Origin of the sequence: Polynucleobacter sp. JS-Polo-80-F4 (assembly GCF_018881965.1) — a bacterium.
Lineage (GTDB): Bacteria > Pseudomonadota > Gammaproteobacteria > Burkholderiales > Burkholderiaceae > Polynucleobacter.
Genome location: NZ_JACVPI010000001.1, coordinates 1,623,575 through 1,644,373 on the forward strand (window position 1 = coordinate 1,623,575; position 20,799 = coordinate 1,644,373).

Genomic DNA, 20,799 nt, shown 5'->3' on the forward strand with positions numbered 1-20,799 from the left:
TAAGAGTAGATTATTAAAGGAGTTTTTATGAATCAGCAGCGACGCAGTTTATTGAAATACTCAGCCGTTTTCGGCTTAATGGCATCTGCGGGTCTCATTAGCGTGGCCCAAGCACAAGAGTGGAATAAAGCCGCTTTTGAAGGCAAGAGCCTCGACGATGTATTCAAGATTTTAGGTGCAGGTAGTCCAGATAAGTCTGGAGCTGTTACTTTGAACGCCCCAGATATTGCAGAAAATGGTGCGGTAGTTCCAGTTGGCATTGTCACAACTCTCAAAGCAGAGCAAATGGCAATTTTGGTTGAGAAAAACCCAAGTGCCTTAGCTGCACAATTCTTTATTCCTGCCGGTACCGAACCATTTGTTACTACTCGTATCAAGATGGGTCAAACCTCCAACGTGTATGCCTTGGTAAAAGCTGATGGCAAGTGGAGTATGGCCGTTAAGGAAGTGAAAGTAACTTTAGGTGGTTGCGGCGGTTAATCAACCCCAATCCAAATAAATACCATTAATTAATTACTAGATTACAAGAGGAAAACATGGCTGATCCAATGCGCGTTAGAGCTGCTGAGAACGGTGGAATTGTGGATGTAAAGATTTTGATGAAGCACGATATGGAATCTGGTCAGCGTAAAGATGCTGCCGGCAAAACGATTCCTGCATGGTTCATTAGCACTATTAATGTCAAAGCCAATGGCAAAGATGTGTTGAATGGTCAGTTTGGTCCAGCGGTTTCTAAGGATCCATTCTTGAACTTCAAATACAAGGGTGCTAAAGGCGACAAGATTGTGGTGAGCTGGGTTGATAGCAAAGGCGACAAGCGTACTGACGAAGCAACTGCTTCTTAATCGCAGGTTGAATCAATACATCTTTACTATCTCATGGGTTTTGAAAGGGTTGCAAATGCAGCGTAAATTTACTTTAGGGCTAGCCTCCGGATTATTGGCTACCTTATTAACGGTGTCATCGTCAGTCTCAGCGCAAAATAGTGCTGCAGACGATATTGCAAAATATCGCGAGATGATTGCTGATGGCAATCCTTCAGAACTTTATGAGGCAGCTGGTGAGGAGCTTTGGAAAAAGCCTGCTGGCCCGAAGAATGCCACTCTAGAAAAGTGTGACTTAGGTTTAGGCCCAGGAGTAGTGAAGGGCGCTGCAGCGCAACTGCCGCGTTACTTCAAAGACACAAACAAGGTTCAAGATCTCGAATCCCGTTTAATGACTTGTATGCAAAAGCTACAAGGGCGTGATCCGCAAGAGATGATTGATGCGCCGTTTCAAAAAGGTCCCAAGAAAGATATGGAGGCTATTGTTGCTTACGTAGTCACCTTGTCTAAAGGCGAAAAAATTAAAGTTAGTACAGCACATCCAAAAGAAAAAGAAATGTATGAGCTTGGTAAGCGCACATTCTTTTTCCAAGGCGGCCCAATGGATTTCTCATGTGCCTCTTGTCATGCTGAAAATGGTAAACGCATTCGACTGCAAGATTTGCCTAATTTAACTGAGCAAAAGGGTGCTGCAATGGGTTGGGGTTACTGGCCTGCTTATCGTGTTTCGAGTGGACAGTTCTGGACGATGCAACAACGCTTAAACGATTGCTATCGTCAACAGCGTTTCCCGTTCCCAATCTACGGATCTGATGTCACGATTGCCTTGTCCATGTATATGTCCAAGACTGCAAATGGCGGCACAGTTGAAACTCCTGGTTTAAAGCGTTAAGAGATAAGAGACAAAGACATGAAAAATACCAATATCAAAAAGCTCTTAACTATTGCTGGATTTATCGTTGCTTCAAGCCTGCTGCAGAATGTTGCGGTAGCACAGCAAAAGAACGACCCAAAGTTTAATAAGATGATGACCGATAGCTTCAGAGCTGATGGTATCGCTGGCTTAGATCGCATCCAACAAGACGAAACTCAAAAGTTTTGTTCTGACCCTGTGTTTACTAGTAGCAAGCAAGGTGAAAAAATGCGTGAAAAGATTCAGAAAATGAATATGGATAGCATCAAACAACCATCTGATGGCAAGTACATTGGTGATTGGAAGAAAGGTGAGGCGATTGCGCAAAGTGGCCGTGGCGCTACTTGGACCGACAAGGCTGATACTGTTATTGGCGGCGGTTGCTATAACTGTCACCAGATTGATCCTAAAGAAATTTCCTATGGAAATATTGGCCCGTCATTAACTGGCTATGCAAAGTTGCGCGGTTATTCCCAGGAAGTGGTTACCTATACCTGGAATCGTATTAATAATTCAAAGGCATACAACGCATGTAGCAATATGCCGCGGTTTGCGCACTTCAAGCTCTTAAATGAGCAACAGATTCAGGATGTGATGGCTTTGCTGCTTGATCCTGCTTCACCAGTAAATCAATAAATAAGTAAAAACAGGCCGACAGGCCTGTTTTCATAAGGGGAAATTTATGTCTTTAAGTCGCCGCGATTTTTTGCAGGCATTGGCTATTGCATCTGCAGGTGGAATGAGCTTGCAATCAAACTTTGTGAATGCGCAAAGTACTGCACAAAAATTCTATGACATGCCTAAATTTGGTAATGTGCACTTTCTACATTTCACAGACTGCCATGCGCAATTACTACCAATTTATTTCCGTGAGCCGAATGTAAACCTCGGCATTGGCGCGCAAGAAGGTAAGACGCCGCACTTGGTTGGCGAATATTTCTTAAAAGCCAATGGTATTGCCCCGGGTACTCGTGATGCCCATGCATTTACCTATTTAGATTACGTGGCTGCCGCGCAGAACTACGGCAAGATGGGCGGCTTTGCTCATATGGCTACATTGATTAAGCAAATGAAAGCCAACCGTCCTGGCGCTTTGTTGCTTGATGGTGGTGATACCTGGCAAGGCTCTGGAACTGCGCTTTGGACTAATGGTCAAGACATGGTTGATGCCGCCCTAGCATTGGGTGTAGATGTCATGACACCACACTGGGAAATGACGCTGGGTGAAAAGCGCGTGATGGAAATCGTAAATGGTGATTTCAAGGGCAAAGTTTCTTTTATTGCCCAAAACATTAAGACATCCGACTTTGGGGATATGGTATTTAATCCATACGTTATGAAAGTCCAGAATGGCATTCAGGTTGCCATTATTGGACAGGCTTTCCCATACACGCCGATTGCGAATCCTCGCTATTTCACTCCCGATTGGACTTTTGGTATCCAAGAAGAGAATATGCAGAAAACAATTGATGAGGTCAGGTCAAAAGGGGCGAAGGTAGTGGTGCTTCTATCTCACAATGGCATGGATGTAGATTTAAAGATGGCTTCCCGTGTACGTGGCCTAGATGCCATTTTAGGTGGCCATACGCATGATGGCGTTCCCATTCCAGTGAAGGTAAAAAATGCTGGTGGTGTAACACTTGTTACCAATGCTGGATCAAATAGTAAGTTCCTTGGGGTGCTCGACTTTGATGTGAAGGGTGGCAAGCCCGTTGATTTCCGCTACAAGCTATTACCAATCTTTTCGAACATGATCCCTGCTGATCCGGCGATGAGTAAGTTGATCACCAGGGTCAGGGCACCATATGAAGCTAAGCTGAATGAAAAGCTTGCCACAAGCGAAGGCCTCCTATATCGCCGTGGTAATTTCAACGGTAGCTTCGATCAGTTAATCCTAGATGGGTTGATGGCGCAGAAGAATGCAGAGATTGCTTTCTCACCAGGCTTCCGTTGGGGAACCAGCCTGTTGCCAGGCCAAGCAATTACACGCGAGAATCTTTTGGATCAAACAGCGATAACCTATCCGTACACCACCGTTACTAATATGACTGGTGAAACAATTAAAACCATTCTTGAAGATGTAGCTGATAACTTATTCAACCCAGATCCGTATTACCAGCAGGGCGGTGATATGGTGCGCGTGGGGGGCATGCAATACACCATTGATCCAGTGCAAACTGCTGGTAAGCGAATTACCGATATGCGTTTGAATGGCAAGCCGATTGAGGCCAGCAAAACCTATAAGGTCGCTGGTTGGGCTCCGGTAAGTGAAGAGGCGAAAGATGCAGGTGGCGAAGCCATTTGGGATGTGATGGAGCGACACTTGCGCGATGTCAAAGTCGTTAAAGCGGTCAAGCTTAACGAACCGATTATTAAAGGGGTTTCCAATAACCCTGGCATGGCCCCAATTTAATTGGTTTTATATCTAACTACACGAGAATCAGTATGAAAAAAATACTATCCATCATTACTGCTGCGGCACTTGCATTTGGATTTGCTTCCATTGTTTCAGCTCAGACTAGTGGCAACACTAAAGTGGTTTATCACATCGATGATGCCGAGACTCAAGGTCTGAAAGGGTTGCGTAATATTCGTAACCATCTCGATACCTCTCCAAACACCACCATTATTGTGGTGACTCATGCTAATGGCGTAGATTTGCTAATGGAGGGCGCTAAGGACAAAAAGAATAATGTCGAATATGCGCCATTGGTCGGAGCTCTTAAATCTCGTGGTGTGAAGTTTGAAGTTTGCGAAATTACGCTAAAGAATCGCAATCTTAAAAAAGATCAGTTCACACTTGATGCGGATTTCACGCCATCAGGAGTCGTACGTGTAGCTGATCTGCAATACAAAGACGGCTTTGCATACATTAAACCCTAACTGGCCGTATGAATTGTCTTAAAAGTCTTCTTAGGATCCTTTTGGGATCCTTTGTCCTATGTGGCCTAGCCTTTGGACAAGTTAAGCCCGCTGATACAGTTCAGCTAAAGCCTATTCAGGTCGCGCCGCACACTTACTTTGTACGCGGATTTCCAGAATTGGGTAGCAGTGCTAACCAAAACTTTATCTCCAACGCAGGGTTTGTGATTACTCCTGCCGGAGTAGTGGTGGTAGATGCTTTGGGTTCACCCATTCTTGCCCAAAAGTTAATTGCCGAAATTAAGAAAATTACTCCCCAAAAAATCGTCGCCGTGATTGTCAGTCACTATCACGCTGATCATGTTTATGGTTTGCAAGAATTTAAAAAAATTGGTGCAAAGATTTATGCTCAGGGAGAAGGGCGAAACTATCTGTCTTCAGAAACTGCAAAACAGCGCTTGATTGCATCCAGAATAGATTTTGCTCCTTGGGTCAATGACAAAACACAACTCACCTCAGCAGATGTTTGGGTTGATCAAAAAACCAAGTTAACAGTTGGTGGCGTGGATTTCTTGATCAGTAGGGTGGGGCCTGCTCATGCGCCCGAAGATCTCATGGTGTATGTGCCCTCAGAGAAGGTTCTTTTTGCCGGTGACTTGGTCTTTAGAGGGCGCATCCCATTTGTCGGTAATGCCGATAGTAAAGGCTGGCTCGTTGCCCTGGATGAAATCGAAAAGCTCAATCCAAATATCGTGATTCCTGGGCATGGCAATTATTCAGTTAAGCCAGTTGAAGATATCGTCTTCACCAGGAACTACCTAAAATACCTGCGTGAATCCATGTCCAAATCGGCCATCAACATGGATCCGTTTGAGGATGCTTACAAACAGACTGACTGGTCAGAATACGAAGGGATGCCGCTATTTAGGGCTGCTAACCGTATGAATGCTTATAACGTCTACCTGTCCATCCAGGCCGAGTAGGGCAAATTTGGCCGTTGGGCCTTAAAATAGGGGATTAATGCTAAATCCTTGATTTTTAATCAAAATGACTTTTCTTAGAATCCTTTCTGCAATCTTGTTGAGCGCCCTAATCAGTGCGCCAGTGATCGCTGCTCCGGATTTGGCAAATGGCAAGATCATCGATCAGCAGAAATGCTACGCCTGTCATGCCAAGAAAACTGGCTTTGGTAATGGCGACATGATTTACACCCGCTCTGATGGCAAAGTGAAGTCACGTGCGGATTTAAAGAAGATGGTTGGCTTATGTAATACCGAGCTCCGTCTTGATTTATTTCCCGAGGATGAGGCAGACGTTACCGCCTTTCTCAATCAGCAGTTTTATAAATTTAAACCTTAATTTTTCAAGATACAGTCGCTATGGATGTTGTTGATATCAGCTCTTTAAGTCAGTCAGTTCTCTGGGCAACCTTTGCTATTACCTTTTTTCTTGGCGCAGTCATGCAAAAGACAGGTTTTTGTAGCATGGGTGCCGTATCTGATGTTTTCATTATGTCTAGCTGGGATCGCTTAAAGCAATGGTTCTTAGCGATTGGTGTTGCCATTATTGGATTTACAGTCATGTCTTATTTTGGATTGATTGATCCTCTCAAAAGCATGTATACCGGCAGTAAATTTTTATGGCTTTCCACTATTGTGGGCAGTATTTTGTTTGGTATCGGAATGGTTTTAGCCTCTGGTTGTGGCAGCAAAACATTAATTCGTATCGGTGGCGGTAATTTAAAGTCTATCGTTGTATTTATGGTGCTTGGTCTAACCGCCTACATGACGATGCGCGGATTCTTGGGTGTCATTCGCATCAATACACTGGATACTTTTTTCATCGCCTTTAATACCCCGCAGGACTTGCCTAGTCTTTTAAGTACCCCTCTTGGCATTGCGCGTCCTAACCTTCACTTGGCCCTGGGCTTAATTATTGGCGCTGCATTTATTACTTACGCCTTAGTGAGCAAAGCATTTTGGACTGCTGAAAACCTATTTGCTGGTATCGCAGTAGGTTTGGCGATATGCGCGGTGTGGTGGGTATCGGGAAACCTTGGTTATGTTGCTGAAGATCCAAATACACTAGAAGAAGTATTTTTAGTAACAAATTCAGGGCGCATGGAGAGCTTATCTTTTGTAGCCCCATATGCCTATTCCCTTGACTGGTTGATGATGTACAGCGACACCTCTAAAGTGTTAACGGTTGGCATTATGGCTGTTTTGGGAATGATCCTAGGATCAGCCGCAGTTTCTATTGCGACAAAAACATTTCGCTGGGAATCCTTCCGTAATACTGAAGACACTGCGAATCATTTGGTTGGTGCTGCATTGATGGGCTTTGGTGGCGTGACTGCTTTAGGTTGCACGGTAGGGCAGGGTTTAAGTGGTATTTCAACGTTGGCACTGGGTTCATTACTAGCGTTACCAGGATTTATTTTTGGAGCTTATTTAGGCTTGCGTTACCTGCAGGTACGTCTTGCCCCTAACCCTTGCAGCTAATTTTAAAGATTGCTTGAATAAATAATGCAAATTGATTGGATATCTTTCACCCCTTTGCCTTCGCTGCTTGGTGGGATGATTCTTGGGGTTGCTGCGGCTCTATATGTATTACTTCACGGACGCATTTTAGGTATCAGCGGTATTGTTTCTGGCTTGTTGCATCCAAAGTTGACGGATTTGGCATGGCGAGTCAGCTTGGTATTAGGCTTAGTCTCAGCGCCATTTCTTGCGGCAGTGTTTTTTGGGATATTTCCAATTGTAGAAATCGAATCCGATTGGATTGCTATTGTGATCGCCGGTCTTTTGGTTGGCTTTGGTGCTCACTATGGATCTGGTTGTACAAGTGGGCATGGCATCTGCGGACTTTCACGTTTGTCGCCACGCTCCCTTGTCGCCACCATCTCTTTTATGGGTGCAGGCTTCCTGACGGTTTTTATTCTTCGCCATTTGATCGGAGTCTGAGATGAAAAAACATTTTGGTCTTTTGAGTCAATACGCCATTGGTGTTCTATTTGGCTGGGGCTTAATCATCTCAGGCATGAGTAATCCCCAGAAGATATTGGGATTTTTAGATTTAGCAGGGAATTGGGATCCATCCTTAATATTTGTGATGTTGGGTGCAGTAATAGTCGGTCTTGGTGGGTTTTATATTGTTAGCAAAAGAACAGAAGCCTTTTTTGGTAACGCTTTGCATATCCCAACCCGCAGAGATATCTCGAAGCCCTTGATTGTTGGCAGCCTCATTTTTGGTGCAGGCTGGGGAATTGCTGGTTTTTGTCCTGGTCCAGCGCTAGTAGCCTTGGGTGCCGGTCACCTGAAAGCCTTAGTGTTTGTTGCCGCCATGCTTGTGGGTATGGAAATCTGCGAACGTTTCTTTACTGCCCATAAAGCCAACCCAAACACCTGAGTCAAGCCTGATTTAAAATCAACCCTATTGCTATTTATTGAATGTAGAGGGTTTCATGAGTCTTCCTATTTCTTGCCATAACGCTCAGTTTGGCACTCTCGGTCAGATCGACCCTAGCCATTTGGCTGAAATTGCGGTGCTAGGCTATAAGAGCGTAATCAATAACCGCCCTGACGGTGAGGGTGGTCCAAGCCAGCCCTTGAATGCCGCTATTCAGGCTGAAGCTGAAAAGCTTGGTTTAACTTATGTTTACTTGCCAGTGATTCCTGGTGCCTTTACTCAGGCCCAAGTCCAAGAAATGGCCCGCCTCTTAAAAACACTGCCTGGTCCTGTGCTTGCATTTTGTCGCTCAGGCGCGCGCTCTACAAACTTGTATCAACTTGCTTTGCAGCTTGGTTAATCAAAAGAGTATTCGCTAAAGCATGCGTATCGCCATTCCCGAAGAAAGAAAGCTGGTTCATGAAATGATCATGCCCATTCGTTGGGGTGATATGGATGCATATGGACACGTGAACAATACTATTTACTTTCGGTATATGGAGCAAGCACGTTGTGAGTGGATCACCTCTATGGGGTACGACGTTGCTCCTGGCCGCGAATCGATGTTGATGCTTAATGGCTTTTGTAATTTTTATCAACAACTGACCTTTCCAGGGGATTTAATTCTCAAGACTTCGATTGGTGCGATTGGAAGAACCAGTCTCGATCTCTACACCAGCATGGCATTGACCACCGCGCCTGAGATTGAGGCTGCTATCGGCGGCGCAACCATGGTTTGGGTGGATCTCACCACCAATAAGTCTGCTCCTTGGCCAGAACATGTATTAGAGAAGTTGCGCTAGTCGATCGTGCAACCTAGCAATCCATACATCCTAAGATCCGAACAATTTCTATCCGAGCTCGATAGCTTTGATGCCATCATTGATGTGAGATCGCCGGCGGAATTTGCGCTGGATCATATTCCAGGTGCAATGAATTTTCCGGTGCTCAGCAATGATGAGCGCGTAACCATCGGCACTTTATACAAACAAGAATCTCCCTTTGCCGCCAAAAAACTCGGTGCTGCATTGGTCTCAAGAAATATTGCTAATCACCTAGAAAATCATTTACTAGAAATGCCTCGTGAATGGCGTCCGTTAATTTATTGCTGGCGTGGCGGCGAGAGAAGTGGCGCATTTACCCACATTCTCAATCGCATTGGCTGGAAGGCTAGGCAACTTGAAGGCGGTTATCAGGGTTTTAGAAGGGCCGTCATTGATGGTTTGGACCAAATGGCCAACCAGTTTTCATTTCAGGTTATCTGTGGAATGACGGGTAGCGGCAAAACAAGAGTCCTGCAGGATATTGGTGCTCTCGGTGCTCAGATTCTAGATCTAGAGGGCTTGGCTGTGCACCGTGGCTCCGTATTGGGTAATGAGCCCAATATTGACCAGCCATCCCAAAAAGGCTTTGAGACTGCACTTTGGAATGCCTTGCGCTCGCTTGATCCCGCTAAGCCCGTGTATGTCGAGTCTGAAAGCAAAAAGGTGGGTGGCTTGCATGTGCCTGATGCCTTGATGGAAAAGATTCGCAATGGCGCTTGTATCGAACTAAGGTCGAGCACTCAGACCCGCGTTTCTTGGTTAATTCGTGAATACCATCACTTCTTAACAGATACCGACAATTTCAAACAGAAGTTAGCCTTGCTCACTGCGCATTATGGAAAAGTACAAATCTCCAAATGGAATGAGGCTATTGATGCAGGTAATTTTCCAGAGCTGGTTGAGGAGTTGCTCGTAAAGCATTATGACCCCTCATACCAATCATCGATTGTGCGTAATTTTCCTCAATACAAGATCGAGAATTTTGTGCAACTGGATGATGATAGTGACGAGGCCTTTGCTAAAGCAGCAAAGGCCATTGTGGCTAAATTAAATTAAATAAATTAAGCTAAGTTCTTAGTATTGGCTGGTTAACTAAACGCTTGAATACCAGTTTGCGCACGACCTAGAATGAGGGCATGGATATCGTGAGTACCTTCATAGGTGTTCACAACTTCTAAATTCAGCATGTGACGTACAACGCCATACTCATCAGAGATGCCATTGCCGCCGTGCATATCGCGCGCCATACGTGCAATGTCTAAGGACTTGCCGCAAGAGTTGCGCTTCATGATGGAGGTGATTTCAGGAGCGGCAATGCCTTCGTCTTTCATACGACCCAGACGCAAACATCCTTGGAGACCTAAAGTAATTTCAGTTTGCATGTCAGCTAGTTTCTTTTGAATCAACTGGTTGGCGGCCAGTGGCTTACCAAATTGCTTGCGGTCCATGGTGTACTGGCGAGCAGCATACCAGCACCATTCAGCTGCACCTAGCGCTCCCCAGGCAATGCCATAGCGAGCTGAATTTAGGCAGGTGAAGGGTCCTTTGAGGCCTTCAATTTCAGGGAATTCATTTTCTGCGGGGACAAATACTTCATCCATCACGATTTCGCCGGTAATAGACGCACGTAGACCCATTTTGCCGCTTATTTTTGGGGCGCTTAAGCCCTTCATGCCTTTTTCTAGGATGTAGCCGCGGATGATGCCTTCATCATTCTTCGCCCACACTACAAATACATCGGCAATCGGAGAGTTGGAGATCCACATCTTTGAACCCGTTAATGAAAATCCTCCAGGAACTTTCTTGGCGCGGGTGATCATGCCACCAGCATCGGATCCGTAATTTGGTTCTGTTAAGCCAAAGCAACCAATCCATTCGCCACTTGCTAATTTAGGCAGGTATTTTTGCTTTTGCGCTTCACTACCAAATTCATTAATAGGCACCATGACTAAAGAGGACTGAACACTCATCATCGAGCGGTAGCCAGAATCAACACGCTCAATCTCACGTGCAATTAAGCCGTAAGAAACATAATTCAAATTCGCTCCACCATACTGTTCAGGGATCGTGATACCCAAAAGACCAAGCTCACCCATTTCACGGAAGATTGCTGGGTCAGTTGTTTCATTGCGGTAAGCATCATGAATGCGTGGCATGAGGCGTCCTTGAGCATATTCAGCGGCTGCGTCACGGACCATGCGCTCTTCTTCAGTTAGCTGGGTATCGAGAAGCAGGGGATCTGCCCAGTTAAAGCTTGCCTTACTTTTGCTCATTGCCTTGTCATCCTATATTCGGTTTTATCGTTACTTTTGACCTGCTTCCTGCGAATTTTCAGGAATACAGATATTCTTAATTCTATTATCCATTTTTCTGCGCTTATGCACTCACCAAGACGCCATCACCGCTATTACGATCTCATTCTGGCTGCATTCGTAGTCGTTTTACTGTGCTCGAACTTTATCGGCGCTGGTAAGGCGGCGGTAGTGGATTTGCCGTACTTTGGAACCGTTCCATTTGGCGCGGGAATTCTATTTTTCCCAATCGCTTATTTCTTTGGTGACATCCTCACCGAGGTTTATGGGTACGCCTATGATCGCAGAGCAGTTTGGGCAGGTTTTGTTGCTCTCGCATTTGCGGCCATCATGGCGCAGATTGTCATCGCCTTGCCAGCCGCACCAGGCGAGTACATGGCCAACTACCAGAATGGCCTGGAAGCGGTTTTTGGAAACTCTTGGCGCATCGCCCTGGCCTCGATGTTCTCCTTTTGGTGCGGCAGTTTTGTGAATAGCTATGTTTTGGCCAAAATGAAAGTCTGGACTCAGGGGCGTCATTTGTGGATGCGGACTATAGGCTCCACTGCGGTAGGGGAGATGGTTGATTCCTCATTCTTTTATGTATTGGCTTTTTATGGCGTTTGGCCAACCCATGAAGTCATTCAGGTAGCGCTGGCCCAATATGTGCTCAAGACTGCCTGGGAGGCGCTGGCAACCCCCATGACCTATTGGGTTGTGAGCTTCCTCAAGCGCAAGGAAAACGAGGATTTTTACGATATTCATACGAATTTCACCCCATTTAGGGTCAAAGTCTGATTTAGATCACTGGCTTCCCGCCAATCCAAGCGTCTAAACCGTTAAAATAACGGTCTTTGCCCCCAAAGTCGGGGGTGACTATCCAATTGAATTTCAGAAAGCTAGAAAACATCCGTGCTGTCAGCATCTAATATCACTATGCAGTTTGGGGCGAAGCCTCTGTTTGAAAACATTTCCGTGAAGTTTGGCGGCGGTAATCGTTATGGCCTCATTGGCGCAAACGGTTGCGGTAAATCAACCTTCATGAAAATTTTAGGTGGTGAGCTTGAGCCAACTAGCGGTAATGTGAGTTTGGATCCTGGCATTCGTTTGGGTAAGTTACGTCAAGATCAATTTGCATATGAAGATGTGCGCGTACTCGATGTTGTGATGATGGGTCACGAAGAGATGTGGAAAGCCGCTGCTGAGCGCGATGCAATCTACGCCAATCCAGATGCTACTGATGAAGATTACATGAAGGCCGCTGAGCTTGAAGGTAAGTACGCTGAATACGGTGGTTATACGGCAGAAGCCAAGGCAGGTGAATTGCTTTTAGGTATTGGCATTCCTATCGAGCAACACAATGGACTGATGAGCAACGTTGCTCCAGGTTGGAAGTTGCGTGTGTTGCTTGCGCAAGCATTGTTCTCTGACCCAGATGTATTGTTGCTTGATGAGCCAACCAATAACTTGGATATTCACTCCATTCATTGGCTTGAGGATATCCTTAATCAAATCAAGAGCACCATCGTCATCATTTCTCACGATCGTCACTTCCTCAATGAAGTCTGTACGCATATGGCGGATATGGACTATGGAACATTGAAGGTCTATCCAGGTAACTACGACTCATACATGCTTGCTTCTGTGCAGGCAAGAACACAGCAACTCAGTAATAACGTAAAAGCTAAAGAAAAAATTGCCGAATTAGCAGCTTTCGTAGCCCGATTCTCTGCAAATGCTTCTAAAGCGCGTCAAGCTACTTCACGTCAGAGGCAGTTAGAGAAGATTGAGATTGTTGAAGTAAAGCCTTCTTCACGTCAGAACCCATTTATTCGTTTTGATACCGAGAAAAAATTACACAATATGGCGGTGGAGTGCAATGCACTTACTAAGGCTTATGACCGAGTTATCTTCAAGAATTTCAAATTAGGCGTGCGTGCTGGTGAGAAGATTGCAATTATTGGGCAAAACGGCGCTGGCAAGACAACACTTCTAAAGACTATTTTGAGCAAGCGCTTTGATGGCATTGCTGCGGATAGCGGTGATGTGAAATGGGCTGAGAATGCCAATGTTGGTGTGATGCCCCAAGACAATACTGAGATGTTTGCTAAAGATGAGCTACTCATGGATTGGATGAATTGGTGGCGTAACACTGGTGATGATGACCAAGTCATTCGTGGCACATTGGGTCGTCTCTTGTTCTCTGGTGATGACATTGGCAAGTCCGTCAAAGTGCTCTCTGGTGGTGAAAAGGGCCGCATGATTTGGGGCAAGCTGATGCTCCAAAAATATAACGTCCTAGCTATGGATGAGCCAACCAACCACATGGATATGGAATCTATTGAGAGCTTACAAATTGCCCTTGAGAAATTCGATGGCACTTTGATATTTGTTTCTCATGACCGCGAGTTTGTATCGGCATTGGCTAATCGCATCCTAGAAGTGAAGATGGATGGAACGGTTACGGATTACTCGGGTACTTACGAAGAGTATTTGCGTAGCCAAGCGTTAGAGGGCTAAGGCAATCCTTAGCAATTAAAAAATAAGCCCACAAATAAGCCCCTAAGTGGGCTTATTTTCTTTGGCTTGTCGTTGAAAGCGCATTGCAGTTCCTTCTGCTCGAATGCGCTGCCATACTGAATCTTTTTCTTCTTGAGAAAAGAATACCCAATTGCTGACTTCACCCAATGTTCGTCCGCAGCCTTGGCAGATCTCATCGTAAAGCGTGGTGCACACACCAATGCAAGGCGAGTCAGAGTCTGCATCTCCAGTGGACAGAGAATGCGAGCCGTCTTGCAGGGCTGGTTTGGTGTCTTCAGAATTCATGGCTGTACTTTAGACGATTTCAAGGGGCTGTGCTCGGCAAGCTCATCTACATAAGCCCCTATGCCTTGATGTTCACGATCTAAAAAGTGCTGTACTGCTTTAGCAAATTGGGGGTCAGCAATGAAGTGTGCTGATTGTATGGTCTTTGGCAAGAAGCCTCTGGCCATCTTATGCTCACCTTGTGCGCCGCCCTCAAACGTTTGAATCTGATGGGCAATGCAGTATTCGATCGCCTGGTAGTAGGCAGTTTCAAAGTGTAAGCAGGGGACATGTTCGATGGCGCCCCAATATCTGCCATAAGCCTTGGAAGTAGTAGGGTCAACTACGAGCAATGATGAGGCGATTGGGCTGCCATTGCGCTCAGCAATAATGAGGTGCAGATTATTGGGCATGCGCTGCGCCCATAGCTTAAAGAAAGTCACATTCAAATAAGGGCTCGAGCCATGCTCTAAATACGTGTTTGCATAGCACTTATAAAAGAGCTCCCAATCGGCATTCGTTGATGATTCTCCTGAAACATGCCTAAAGCTGATTAGCTCCCGTGCAACCTGCTCACGCTCACGCCGAATATTTTTACGGCGTTTCATGGTGAGGGCAGCTAAGAACTGCTCGAAATTCTCAAAGCCCTGGTTATGCCAATGAAACTGCACCGAATCGCGCATCATAAAACCTTGCTCCTTCAATGCCTCGGCCTCGGTTGCATAGGGAAATAAAACGTGCGCAGATGACAGATTGTTTTGTAGAACTAAAGCCTTTAAGCCTTCAATTAAACGGCGCTCAATTAATCCAGTGTCGATATTGCCGGCACTCAGAATTCTTGACCCTTGTACTGGGGTGAATGGAATGGCGCAGAGTGCTTTTGGAAAGTATTGCATTCCTTGTTGCTCATAAGCTTGCGCCCACGACCAATCAAATACAAATTCTCCATAAGAGTGTTGCTTAAGGTAGAGAGGCAGGGCGCCTATGAGCTTCTGATCATCTCTTAGAATGAGGTGGGCAATTTGCCATCCTGTATTACCACCAACGCAACCCGTCTCTTCTAAGGCGCTAAGAAATTCGTGGCGAAGAAAAGGCCCTGAATCTGCAGGAAGTAGGGCGTTCCACTCCTCCGAAGTAATATCGCTAAGGCGATCTACTATTTCTAATTGAAACGAATCGGGCTCTGCCACGATTAACGCTGAATGAGTTCTATTTTGTAACCATCTGGATCGGTAACAAAAGCGATGATGGTATCGCCGCCAGCTACAGGTCCAGCTTCACGGGTGACATTGCCTCCAGCTGCCTTGATGGCGGTACAAGCAACGTATGCATCAGGAACTTCAATCGCAATATGACCGTAGGCGGTACCCATCTCGTAGCTAGGAACACCATGGTTATAAGTCAGCTCAATCTCAGATTGGCCATCACCATTGCCCTTGCCAAAACCAACAAATGCAAGGGAATATTTTTGCTCAGGGCGTTCAGTGGTGCGCAGTAAATTCATGCCCAGTACTTTGGTGTAGAAATGAATAGAGCGATTGAGGTCGCCGACGCGAAGCATAGTGTGTAGGATCATCATGACTTGAATATAACGCTATTTATTTTTTCGTGTTGAGATGAAAAACCCCGGTATATAACCGGGGTTAGATGATGACATTTTCTTACATGGAAGCGTAGTTTGGGCCACCACCACCTTCTGGTGTTACCCAGACGATATTTTGAGTTGGATCTTTAATGTCACACGTTTTGCAATGCACGCAGTTTTGCGAATTGATTTGCAAGCGAGGCTTGCCATCTGTTTCCACGTACTCATACACACCTGCAGGGCAGTAGCGTTGCTCTGGACCAGCATAGGTTTTGAGATTGACATCCACAGGCACAGAGTCATTTTTTAGCGTTAAGTGAATCGGTTGATTCTCGGCGTGGTTGGTATTGGAGATAAATACAGAAGAGAGGCGGTCAAAGGTGATCTTGCCATCTGGTTTGGGGTAGTCAATTGGTTTATGTAGCGCTGCAGGCTCCAGACATTCATGATCGGCATGCTTCAAATGCACCGTCCATGGCATATTGCCCCCTAAAACCTTTTGCTCCAGTCCAACCATCAATGTGCCAAGGTAAAGCCCTTTAGACATCCATGGCTTAAAGTTGCGCGCTTGATTAAGTTCGGTATGTAGCCAACTATTTTGGAAAGCAGCTGGGTATGCGGATAGAACGTCTTCAGAGCGATTTTCGTTAATCGCAGCTACTGCAGCTTCAGCAGCAAGCATGCCAGTTTTAATTGCAGCATGACTCCCTTTGATGCGAGAGGCATTTAAATAACCAGCATCGCAACCAATCAGGGCGCCACCAGGGAAGACTGTTTTGGGTAGGCTATTTAAACCACCGGCAGTTAAGGCACGAGCGCCATAAGAAATGCGCTTTCCACCCTCAAATGTCTCGCGAATCTTCGGATGTAATTTGTAGCGTTGGAATTCTTCAAAAGGAGAGAGGTAAGGGTTCTTATAAGAAAGTCCAACCACCAATCCAACAGCAACCTTGTTATCGCCTAGGTGATAGAGAAATGAGCCGCCATAGGTATCGCTCTCCAATGGCCAGCCAGCCGTATGCACAACAAGCCCTGGTTTGCTCTTGGAGGGCTCTACTTCCCAAAGCTCTTTAATGCCAATGCCATAACTTTGTGGATCTGCATCTTTATCTAATGCAAATTTGGAAATAAGCTGCTTGCCAAGATGACCACGTGCGCCTTCGGCAAAGAGGGTGTACTTGCCACGCAATTCCATTCCAAGCTGAAACTGATCGGTTGGATTGCCTTCCTTATCTAAACCCATTGAGCCGGTAATGACCCCGCATACTGCACCTTGCCCGTTATAGAGAATTTCTGCAGCCGGAAAGCCGGGGAAAATTTCAACACCGAGATTCTCGGCTTGTTGTCCTAGCCAACGAGTGACATTAGCAAGACTCACAATATAGTTACCTTCATTTTTAAAACAGTGCGGCAACATCCAGTTTGGAACCTGGTAAGAGTTATCGCTTGTCAAAAATAAAAATTGATCTTGTGTTACCGGGGTATCGAGTGGGGCGCCTAGCTCTTTCCAGTCGGGAAACAATTCAGTGAGCGCCTTGGGATCCATTACTGCGCCGGATAGAATATGGGCTCCGATTTCAGAACCCTTTTCCAGGACGCAAACGCTGATTTCTTTTCCGGAGGCGTTGGCTAATTGCTTGGCTTTAATGGCAGCCGATAATCCTGCGGGACCACCCCCAACAATGACTAAGTCATAGTCCATGGAGTCTCTGGGTCCAAATTGCTCTACAAGCTCTGCAGAATTCATTCAATTTCTCCGAAATTTCATAAAAATGGGGTAATTAAGCCCTAATAGTTTAGTTCTAACTGACAAAATCCGATTTAGTGCCGTGGCCGCCTAGTTCCGGGTGTCATAAGCGTTATGATTGCTTTTTTACCCTTTTTGGCAATATTAGGACAAAAGTTATGAATAAAACTTACCCATCGGCAGTAGATGCCCTACGGGATATCTTAAAAGATGGACAAAAATTAGCAGTTGGCGGTTTTGGTCTATGCGGCATTCCTGAAGCCCTAATTCAAGCGGTTAAGGATTTGGGTGTCCAGAACCTCACTGCAATCGCTAATAATGCAGGCGTTGATGGTTTCGGTTTGGGCTTGTTGCTCAATTCACGTCAAGTAAAAAAGATGGTTGCCTCCTACGTTGGTGAGAACAAAGAATTCGAGCGCCAGTACTTAGCGGGTGAGTTGGAGTTGGAGTTCACGCCACAAGGTACTTTGGCTGAAAAACTCCGTGCAGGTGGCTGCGGTATCCCTGCCTTCTATACCAAAACCGGTGTGGGTACTTTGGTTGCTGAAGGTAAAGAGGAAAAAGAATTCGACGGCGAGAAATACATCATGGAGCGTTCAATCGTTTCTGATATCTCCTTAGTAAAAGCTTGGAAGGCAGACAGGTCAGGAAACTTAGTCTATCGCTATACAGCACGTAACTTCAATCCAGTGGTCGCAATGGCTGGCAAGATCACTGTTGCCGAAGTAGAGGAGATTGTTGAAAACGGTCACCTCCATCCAGATGAGATTCATACACCTGGTATTTATGTGCATCGTTTGGTGCTTCATAAGACGCCAGAGAAGCGCATTGAGCAGCGCACCATGACTGCAAAAGCGTAATTCCCTAAACACTAAAGCAATAGAGCAGCAATAAAACAGAACACTTAGGAAGATCGACATGCCTTGGACAAGAGATGAGATGGCAGCGCGCGCTGCAAAAGAATTAAAAGACGGTTACTACGTGAACTTAGGTATTGGTATGCCTACCTTGGTGGCTAACCACGTTCCTAAAGACATGGAAGTGTGGCTGCAGTCCGAAAATGGATTGTTGGGTATTGGCCCATTTCCAACCGAAGAAACAATTGACGCTGACTTAATCAATGCTGGTAAGCAAACGATTACGACCTTGCCTGGCTCATCTATTTTTTCTTCTGCTGATTCATTCGGAATGATTCGCGGTGGCAAAATCAATATTGCAATCTTGGGCGCAATGCAGGTTAGTGAGCATGGTGACTTAGCCAACTGGATGATTCCAGGAAAAATGGTTAAGGGTATGGGCGGTGCAATGGATTTAGTGGCTGGTGTTAAGCACGTCGTTGTATTGATGGAGCATGTCGCTAAGAAAAAAGACGGCACTGAAGAACTCAAAATTTTGCCGAAATGCACTTTGCCTTTGACTGGGGTTGGTGTGATTAGCCAGATCATCACCGATCTATGTGTTCTGAATATCACCCCTAAAGGATTGAAGTTGATTGAATTGGCCCCAGGCGTGACTAAAGAAGAAGTCATTACTAAGACAGGAGCCCCTGTTGATACAACAGGTTTCTAATCAGCCTCATCAATTAATGGAATAATGGGTTCACCATGTCGGGCTCCCATCATTTCCACTCGAAGCCATCTAAACCCCAGAATCAATCTGGGGCTGATCCTTCCTTACATGCCCATAAAAAGGGTGATGCGCAGCATACCCATAGCAAGCAAGTTTCCAATCAAAATCTTCTATTAATTGCCTTAGTACTGACTTTAGGCTTTTCAGGAGTTGAGGGCGCAGCAGCCTACTTCGCCAATTCGCTAGCTTTGATATCAGATGCCGGTCATATGGTGACCGATGCAGCAGCCTTAGGTCTGGCTTTATTGGCGCAAATCATTTCTCGTCGTCCACCATCTCCAAAACATTCCTTTGGTTTTGGGCGTGCCGAGGCGCTAGCTGCTTTTGTTAATAGTATTGCGATGCTCGCCTTAGTGGTTTGGATTGTGGTTGAGGCAGTTAGCCGCTTCTATGACCCCCATAAAGTTGATGGTTTCACGGTTACGGTTGTGGCTGCTATTGGCTTGCTAATGAATATCGTAGTGGCCTGGGTGTTATCGCGAGACAAGAAGAGTGTTAATACTCGCGCTGCCTTAGTCCATGTGATGGGTGATCTACTGGGCTCTGTAGCGGCCTTGATTGCTGGTGTCGTCATTCAGCTGACGGGCTGGATGCCAATCGATGCCATCCTCTCTATTTTGGTCTCACTCCTCATCCTGAAATCTACCATCTCCATTCTTCATGAGTCTTATCACTTCTTGATGGAGGGTGTACCTCTTCACATTGACTACTTACAAGTAGGCAGTGATTTAAAGAATACTCCTGGCGTGCTGGCAGTACATGATCTGCACGTGTGGGAAATGACTCCCAGCTTCCCAGCCTTGATTGGCCATATTGAAATCGCTGAAATGCAAGAGTGGCCAGAAATTATGGCCAGAATTAATGCGATGCTCTTGGATAAGCACGGTATTGATCATGTGACATTGCAGCCAGAAGAGGTTGGTGATGATCATGATCATAAGCATGATGAAGGCCACGAGATTCATCATCAAGCCCAGGCGGCAAATGTATTCCATGATGGGGATACGTTTTATGTTGACTGCGCTAGCGGTGACTCAACTCATCGAATGGCTTATCACGCCTGGGGAAATCCTGGCAATAAAGTACTGTTGTGTGTTCATGGTTTAACAAGACGGGGTAGTGACTTTAAGACGCTCGCAAAGGCGATGTGTAAAGACTATTACGTTGTGTGTCCAGATGTGGTTGGCAGGGGTGACTCTGATCGTTTGATGAACCCAATGCTGTACGCTGTGCCACAGTACGTTGCTGATATTGCTGCGCTGGTTAAGAAGCTAGGCGTTTCACAAGTCGACTGGCTTGGAACTTCCATGGGTGGTTTGATTGGCATGGTGTATGCCGCAATGCCGAACTCCCCAATTCGCAGAATGCTGATAAACGATGTAGGTCCTAAGATAGAGGCAGAGGCAATTAAACGCTTAGGTTCTTATGTCGGCCAGCCATTTAGTTTCTCAGATCGCGCTGAAGCGCTTGAGCGCCTGAATGAGATCTGCGCAACCTTTGGTGAACATACTCCAGAAGAGTGGGAAATTTATAACGGCCCCATGTTGATTCAGAAAGACGGTAAATGGATCATGCATTACGACCCGGATATTTCAGTGCCATTTGCCTCCGTTAATCCAATCATGGCAAAAGCCGGTGAGATGGCAATGTGGCACGCCTTCAAACAGATCCGTATTCCGATGCTAATCCTTCGTGGCGGTGATTCAGACCTGCTTTCCAGGGCTACTGTTGCCGAAATGTGCAAAGTCAATCCTTATGCACGCAGTATTGAGATCCCGAATGTGGGTCATGCGCCTGCATTCGTAAAGACAGAGCAAATTGCTTTAGCAAAAGAGTTTTTCGGTTAACTTTCCTTAATCATTCTTAGTTGCC

24 protein-coding genes are annotated in these 20,799 nt (G+C 45.8%); 19 read left to right on the forward strand and 5 right to left on the reverse strand.

The features are described from left to right. Nucleotides 1–27: 27 nt before the first annotated feature. The 14 genes from soxY (at nucleotide 28) to mnmH (ending at nucleotide 9,926) form a co-directional block, all read left to right on the forward strand. Nucleotides 28–480, forward strand: a complete 453-nt coding sequence (soxY, locus tag ICN20_RS08345; protein WP_216239504.1) for a thiosulfate oxidation carrier protein SoxY — start codon at nucleotides 28–30, stop codon at nucleotides 478–480. 56 nt (nucleotides 481–536) lie between these two features. Next, the gene (soxZ, locus tag ICN20_RS08350; RefSeq protein WP_087909856.1) at nucleotides 537–845 is read left to right on the forward strand and encodes a thiosulfate oxidation carrier complex protein SoxZ; all 309 of its coding nucleotides are present in this window, start codon (nucleotides 537–539) and stop codon (nucleotides 843–845) included. 55 nt (nucleotides 846–900) lie between these two features. Next, entirely contained in the window at nucleotides 901–1,716 is an 816-nt protein-coding gene (gene soxA / locus ICN20_RS08355; RefSeq protein WP_216239506.1) for a sulfur oxidation c-type cytochrome SoxA, read from the forward strand. Between the two features lie 18 nt (nucleotides 1,717–1,734). After that, a complete protein-coding gene (soxX, locus tag ICN20_RS08360; RefSeq protein WP_216239508.1) occupies nucleotides 1,735–2,373 on the forward strand; it encodes a sulfur oxidation c-type cytochrome SoxX in 639 nt (212 codons plus the stop codon). 46 nt (nucleotides 2,374–2,419) lie between these two features. Beyond that, complete coding sequence (gene soxB, locus ICN20_RS08365; RefSeq protein ID WP_216239511.1) at nucleotides 2,420–4,150, forward strand: thiosulfohydrolase SoxB; 1,731 nt, start codon at nucleotides 2,420–2,422, stop codon at nucleotides 4,148–4,150. 32 nt (nucleotides 4,151–4,182) lie between these two features. After that, complete coding sequence (locus ICN20_RS08370) at nucleotides 4,183–4,620, forward strand: DsrE family protein (RefSeq protein ID WP_216239513.1); 438 nt, start codon at nucleotides 4,183–4,185, stop codon at nucleotides 4,618–4,620. A 41-nt stretch (nucleotides 4,621–4,661) separates the two neighbouring features. Continuing rightward, nucleotides 4,662–5,582 carry an MBL fold metallo-hydrolase gene (locus ICN20_RS08375; protein ID WP_255534695.1) on the forward strand — a complete coding sequence of 307 codons (921 nt, stop codon included), beginning with the start codon at nucleotides 4,662–4,664 and terminating at the stop codon, nucleotides 5,580–5,582. Between the two features lie 64 nt (nucleotides 5,583–5,646). After that, nucleotides 5,647–5,958, forward strand: a complete 312-nt coding sequence (locus ICN20_RS08380) for a hypothetical protein (protein WP_216239516.1) — start codon at nucleotides 5,647–5,649, stop codon at nucleotides 5,956–5,958. Between the two features lie 20 nt (nucleotides 5,959–5,978). Further along, on the forward strand, nucleotides 5,979–7,100 hold the full coding sequence (locus tag ICN20_RS08385) for a YeeE/YedE family protein (protein WP_216239517.1): 1,122 nt from the start codon (nucleotides 5,979–5,981) through the stop codon (nucleotides 7,098–7,100). Nucleotides 7,101–7,124: 24 nt separating this feature from the next. Continuing rightward, nucleotides 7,125–7,562: a YeeE/YedE family protein gene (locus ICN20_RS08390; protein WP_216239518.1), complete on the forward strand. Its 438-nt coding sequence runs from the start codon at nucleotides 7,125–7,127 to the stop codon at nucleotides 7,560–7,562. A gap of 1 nt (nucleotide 7,563) precedes the next feature. Continuing rightward, nucleotides 7,564–8,007 (forward strand): YeeE/YedE family protein, encoded by a 444-nt coding sequence (locus ICN20_RS08395; RefSeq protein ID WP_216239520.1) that lies wholly within the window; start codon nucleotides 7,564–7,566, stop codon nucleotides 8,005–8,007. Between the two features lie 55 nt (nucleotides 8,008–8,062). After that, nucleotides 8,063–8,407 (forward strand): TIGR01244 family sulfur transferase, encoded by a 345-nt coding sequence (locus tag ICN20_RS08400; RefSeq protein ID WP_216239522.1) that lies wholly within the window; start codon nucleotides 8,063–8,065, stop codon nucleotides 8,405–8,407. A gap of 22 nt (nucleotides 8,408–8,429) precedes the next feature. Then, nucleotides 8,430–8,849, forward strand: a complete 420-nt coding sequence (locus ICN20_RS08405; protein WP_216239523.1) for a thioesterase family protein — start codon at nucleotides 8,430–8,432, stop codon at nucleotides 8,847–8,849. 6 nt (nucleotides 8,850–8,855) lie between these two features. Continuing rightward, a complete protein-coding gene (gene mnmH / locus ICN20_RS08410) occupies nucleotides 8,856–9,926 on the forward strand; it encodes a tRNA 2-selenouridine(34) synthase MnmH (protein ID WP_216239524.1) in 1,071 nt (356 codons plus the stop codon). Between the two features lie 32 nt (nucleotides 9,927–9,958). Here the strand turns inward: mnmH and ICN20_RS08415 are convergent, their stop codons facing one another. Continuing rightward, nucleotides 9,959–11,143 (reverse strand): acyl-CoA dehydrogenase, encoded by a 1,185-nt coding sequence (locus ICN20_RS08415; RefSeq protein WP_216239525.1) that lies wholly within the window; start codon nucleotides 11,141–11,143, stop codon nucleotides 9,959–9,961. Between the two features lie 105 nt (nucleotides 11,144–11,248). Between ICN20_RS08415 and ICN20_RS08420 the strand changes: the two genes are divergently transcribed. Next, nucleotides 11,249–11,959, forward strand: a complete 711-nt coding sequence (locus ICN20_RS08420) for a queuosine precursor transporter (RefSeq protein WP_216239526.1) — start codon at nucleotides 11,249–11,251, stop codon at nucleotides 11,957–11,959. 114 nt (nucleotides 11,960–12,073) lie between these two features. Next, nucleotides 12,074–13,681 carry an ABC-F family ATPase gene (locus ICN20_RS08425; protein ID WP_216239527.1) on the forward strand — a complete coding sequence of 536 codons (1,608 nt, stop codon included), beginning with the start codon at nucleotides 12,074–12,076 and terminating at the stop codon, nucleotides 13,679–13,681. Between the two features lie 42 nt (nucleotides 13,682–13,723). On the opposite strand, the gene ICN20_RS08430 is transcribed toward ICN20_RS08425, so the two are convergent. The 4 genes from ICN20_RS08430 to ICN20_RS08445 form a co-directional block, all read right to left on the reverse strand. Next, the gene (locus tag ICN20_RS08430; protein ID WP_216239528.1) at nucleotides 13,724–13,987 is read right to left on the reverse strand and encodes a DUF1289 domain-containing protein; all 264 of its coding nucleotides are present in this window, start codon (nucleotides 13,985–13,987) and stop codon (nucleotides 13,724–13,726) included. Further along, nucleotides 13,984–15,156, reverse strand: coding sequence for a GNAT family N-acetyltransferase (locus tag ICN20_RS08435; RefSeq protein WP_216239529.1), 1,173 nt, complete (start codon nucleotides 15,154–15,156; stop codon nucleotides 13,984–13,986). The genes ICN20_RS08430 and ICN20_RS08435 overlap by 4 nt, the downstream gene beginning before the upstream one ends. Before the next feature lie 2 nt (nucleotides 15,157–15,158). Beyond that, entirely contained in the window at nucleotides 15,159–15,545 is a 387-nt protein-coding gene (gene gloA, locus ICN20_RS08440) for a lactoylglutathione lyase (RefSeq protein ID WP_216239530.1), read from the reverse strand. 82 nt (nucleotides 15,546–15,627) lie between these two features. Further along, a complete protein-coding gene (locus tag ICN20_RS08445; RefSeq protein ID WP_216239531.1) occupies nucleotides 15,628–17,298 on the reverse strand; it encodes an electron transfer flavoprotein-ubiquinone oxidoreductase in 1,671 nt (556 codons plus the stop codon). A gap of 158 nt (nucleotides 17,299–17,456) precedes the next feature. Between ICN20_RS08445 and ICN20_RS08450 the strand changes: the two genes are divergently transcribed. Genes ICN20_RS08450 through ICN20_RS10345 form a run of 3 tightly spaced genes read left to right on the forward strand, consistent with a single transcriptional unit; the run spans nucleotide 17,457 to nucleotide 20,774 of the window. Continuing rightward, nucleotides 17,457–18,158, forward strand: a complete 702-nt coding sequence (locus tag ICN20_RS08450; protein ID WP_216239532.1) for a CoA transferase subunit A — start codon at nucleotides 17,457–17,459, stop codon at nucleotides 18,156–18,158. 58 nt (nucleotides 18,159–18,216) lie between these two features. After that, nucleotides 18,217–18,867, forward strand: a complete 651-nt coding sequence (locus ICN20_RS08455) for a CoA transferase subunit B (RefSeq protein WP_216239533.1) — start codon at nucleotides 18,217–18,219, stop codon at nucleotides 18,865–18,867. A gap of 35 nt (nucleotides 18,868–18,902) precedes the next feature. Next, nucleotides 18,903–20,774 (forward strand): alpha/beta fold hydrolase, encoded by a 1,872-nt coding sequence (locus ICN20_RS10345; protein WP_216239535.1) that lies wholly within the window; start codon nucleotides 18,903–18,905, stop codon nucleotides 20,772–20,774. Nucleotides 20,775–20,799: the final 25 nt, after the last annotated feature.

Bases quoted from the DNA above. Each gene is read 5' to 3' on its own strand.
- ICN20_RS08445 (WP_216239531.1), bottom strand. From the start codon at position 17,298: ATGAATTCTGCAGAGCTTGTAGAGCAATTTGGACCCAGAGACTCCATG.
- ICN20_RS10345 (WP_216239535.1), top strand. From the start codon at position 18,903: ATGTCGGGCTCCCATCATTTCCACTCGAAGCCATCTAAACCCCAGAAT.
- ICN20_RS08370 (WP_216239513.1), top strand. From the start codon at position 4,183: ATGAAAAAAATACTATCCATCATTACTGCTGCGGCACTTGCATTTGGA.
- ICN20_RS08380 (WP_216239516.1), top strand. From the start codon at position 5,647: ATGACTTTTCTTAGAATCCTTTCTGCAATCTTGTTGAGCGCCCTAATC.
- soxZ (WP_087909856.1), top strand. From the start codon at position 537: ATGGCTGATCCAATGCGCGTTAGAGCTGCTGAGAACGGTGGAATTGTG.
- ICN20_RS08450 (WP_216239532.1), top strand. From the start codon at position 17,457: ATGAATAAAACTTACCCATCGGCAGTAGATGCCCTACGGGATATCTTA.
- soxX (WP_216239508.1), top strand. From the start codon at position 1,735: ATGAAAAATACCAATATCAAAAAGCTCTTAACTATTGCTGGATTTATC.
- ICN20_RS08385 (WP_216239517.1), top strand. From the start codon at position 5,979: ATGGATGTTGTTGATATCAGCTCTTTAAGTCAGTCAGTTCTCTGGGCA.
- soxA (WP_216239506.1), top strand. From the start codon at position 901: ATGCAGCGTAAATTTACTTTAGGGCTAGCCTCCGGATTATTGGCTACC.
- soxB (WP_216239511.1), top strand. From the start codon at position 2,420: ATGTCTTTAAGTCGCCGCGATTTTTTGCAGGCATTGGCTATTGCATCT.
- ICN20_RS08395 (WP_216239520.1), top strand. From the start codon at position 7,564: ATGAAAAAACATTTTGGTCTTTTGAGTCAATACGCCATTGGTGTTCTA.
- ICN20_RS08455 (WP_216239533.1), top strand. From the start codon at position 18,217: ATGCCTTGGACAAGAGATGAGATGGCAGCGCGCGCTGCAAAAGAATTA.
- soxY (WP_216239504.1), top strand. From the start codon at position 28: ATGAATCAGCAGCGACGCAGTTTATTGAAATACTCAGCCGTTTTCGGC.
- ICN20_RS08430 (WP_216239528.1), bottom strand. From the start codon at position 13,987: ATGAATTCTGAAGACACCAAACCAGCCCTGCAAGACGGCTCGCATTCT.
- ICN20_RS08415 (WP_216239525.1), bottom strand. From the start codon at position 11,143: ATGAGCAAAAGTAAGGCAAGCTTTAACTGGGCAGATCCCCTGCTTCTC.
- ICN20_RS08400 (WP_216239522.1), top strand. From the start codon at position 8,063: ATGAGTCTTCCTATTTCTTGCCATAACGCTCAGTTTGGCACTCTCGGT.
- gloA (WP_216239530.1), bottom strand. From the start codon at position 15,545: ATGATGATCCTACACACTATGCTTCGCGTCGGCGACCTCAATCGCTCT.
- ICN20_RS08405 (WP_216239523.1), top strand. From the start codon at position 8,430: ATGCGTATCGCCATTCCCGAAGAAAGAAAGCTGGTTCATGAAATGATC.
- ICN20_RS08390 (WP_216239518.1), top strand. From the start codon at position 7,125: ATGCAAATTGATTGGATATCTTTCACCCCTTTGCCTTCGCTGCTTGGT.
- ICN20_RS08420 (WP_216239526.1), top strand. From the start codon at position 11,249: ATGCACTCACCAAGACGCCATCACCGCTATTACGATCTCATTCTGGCT.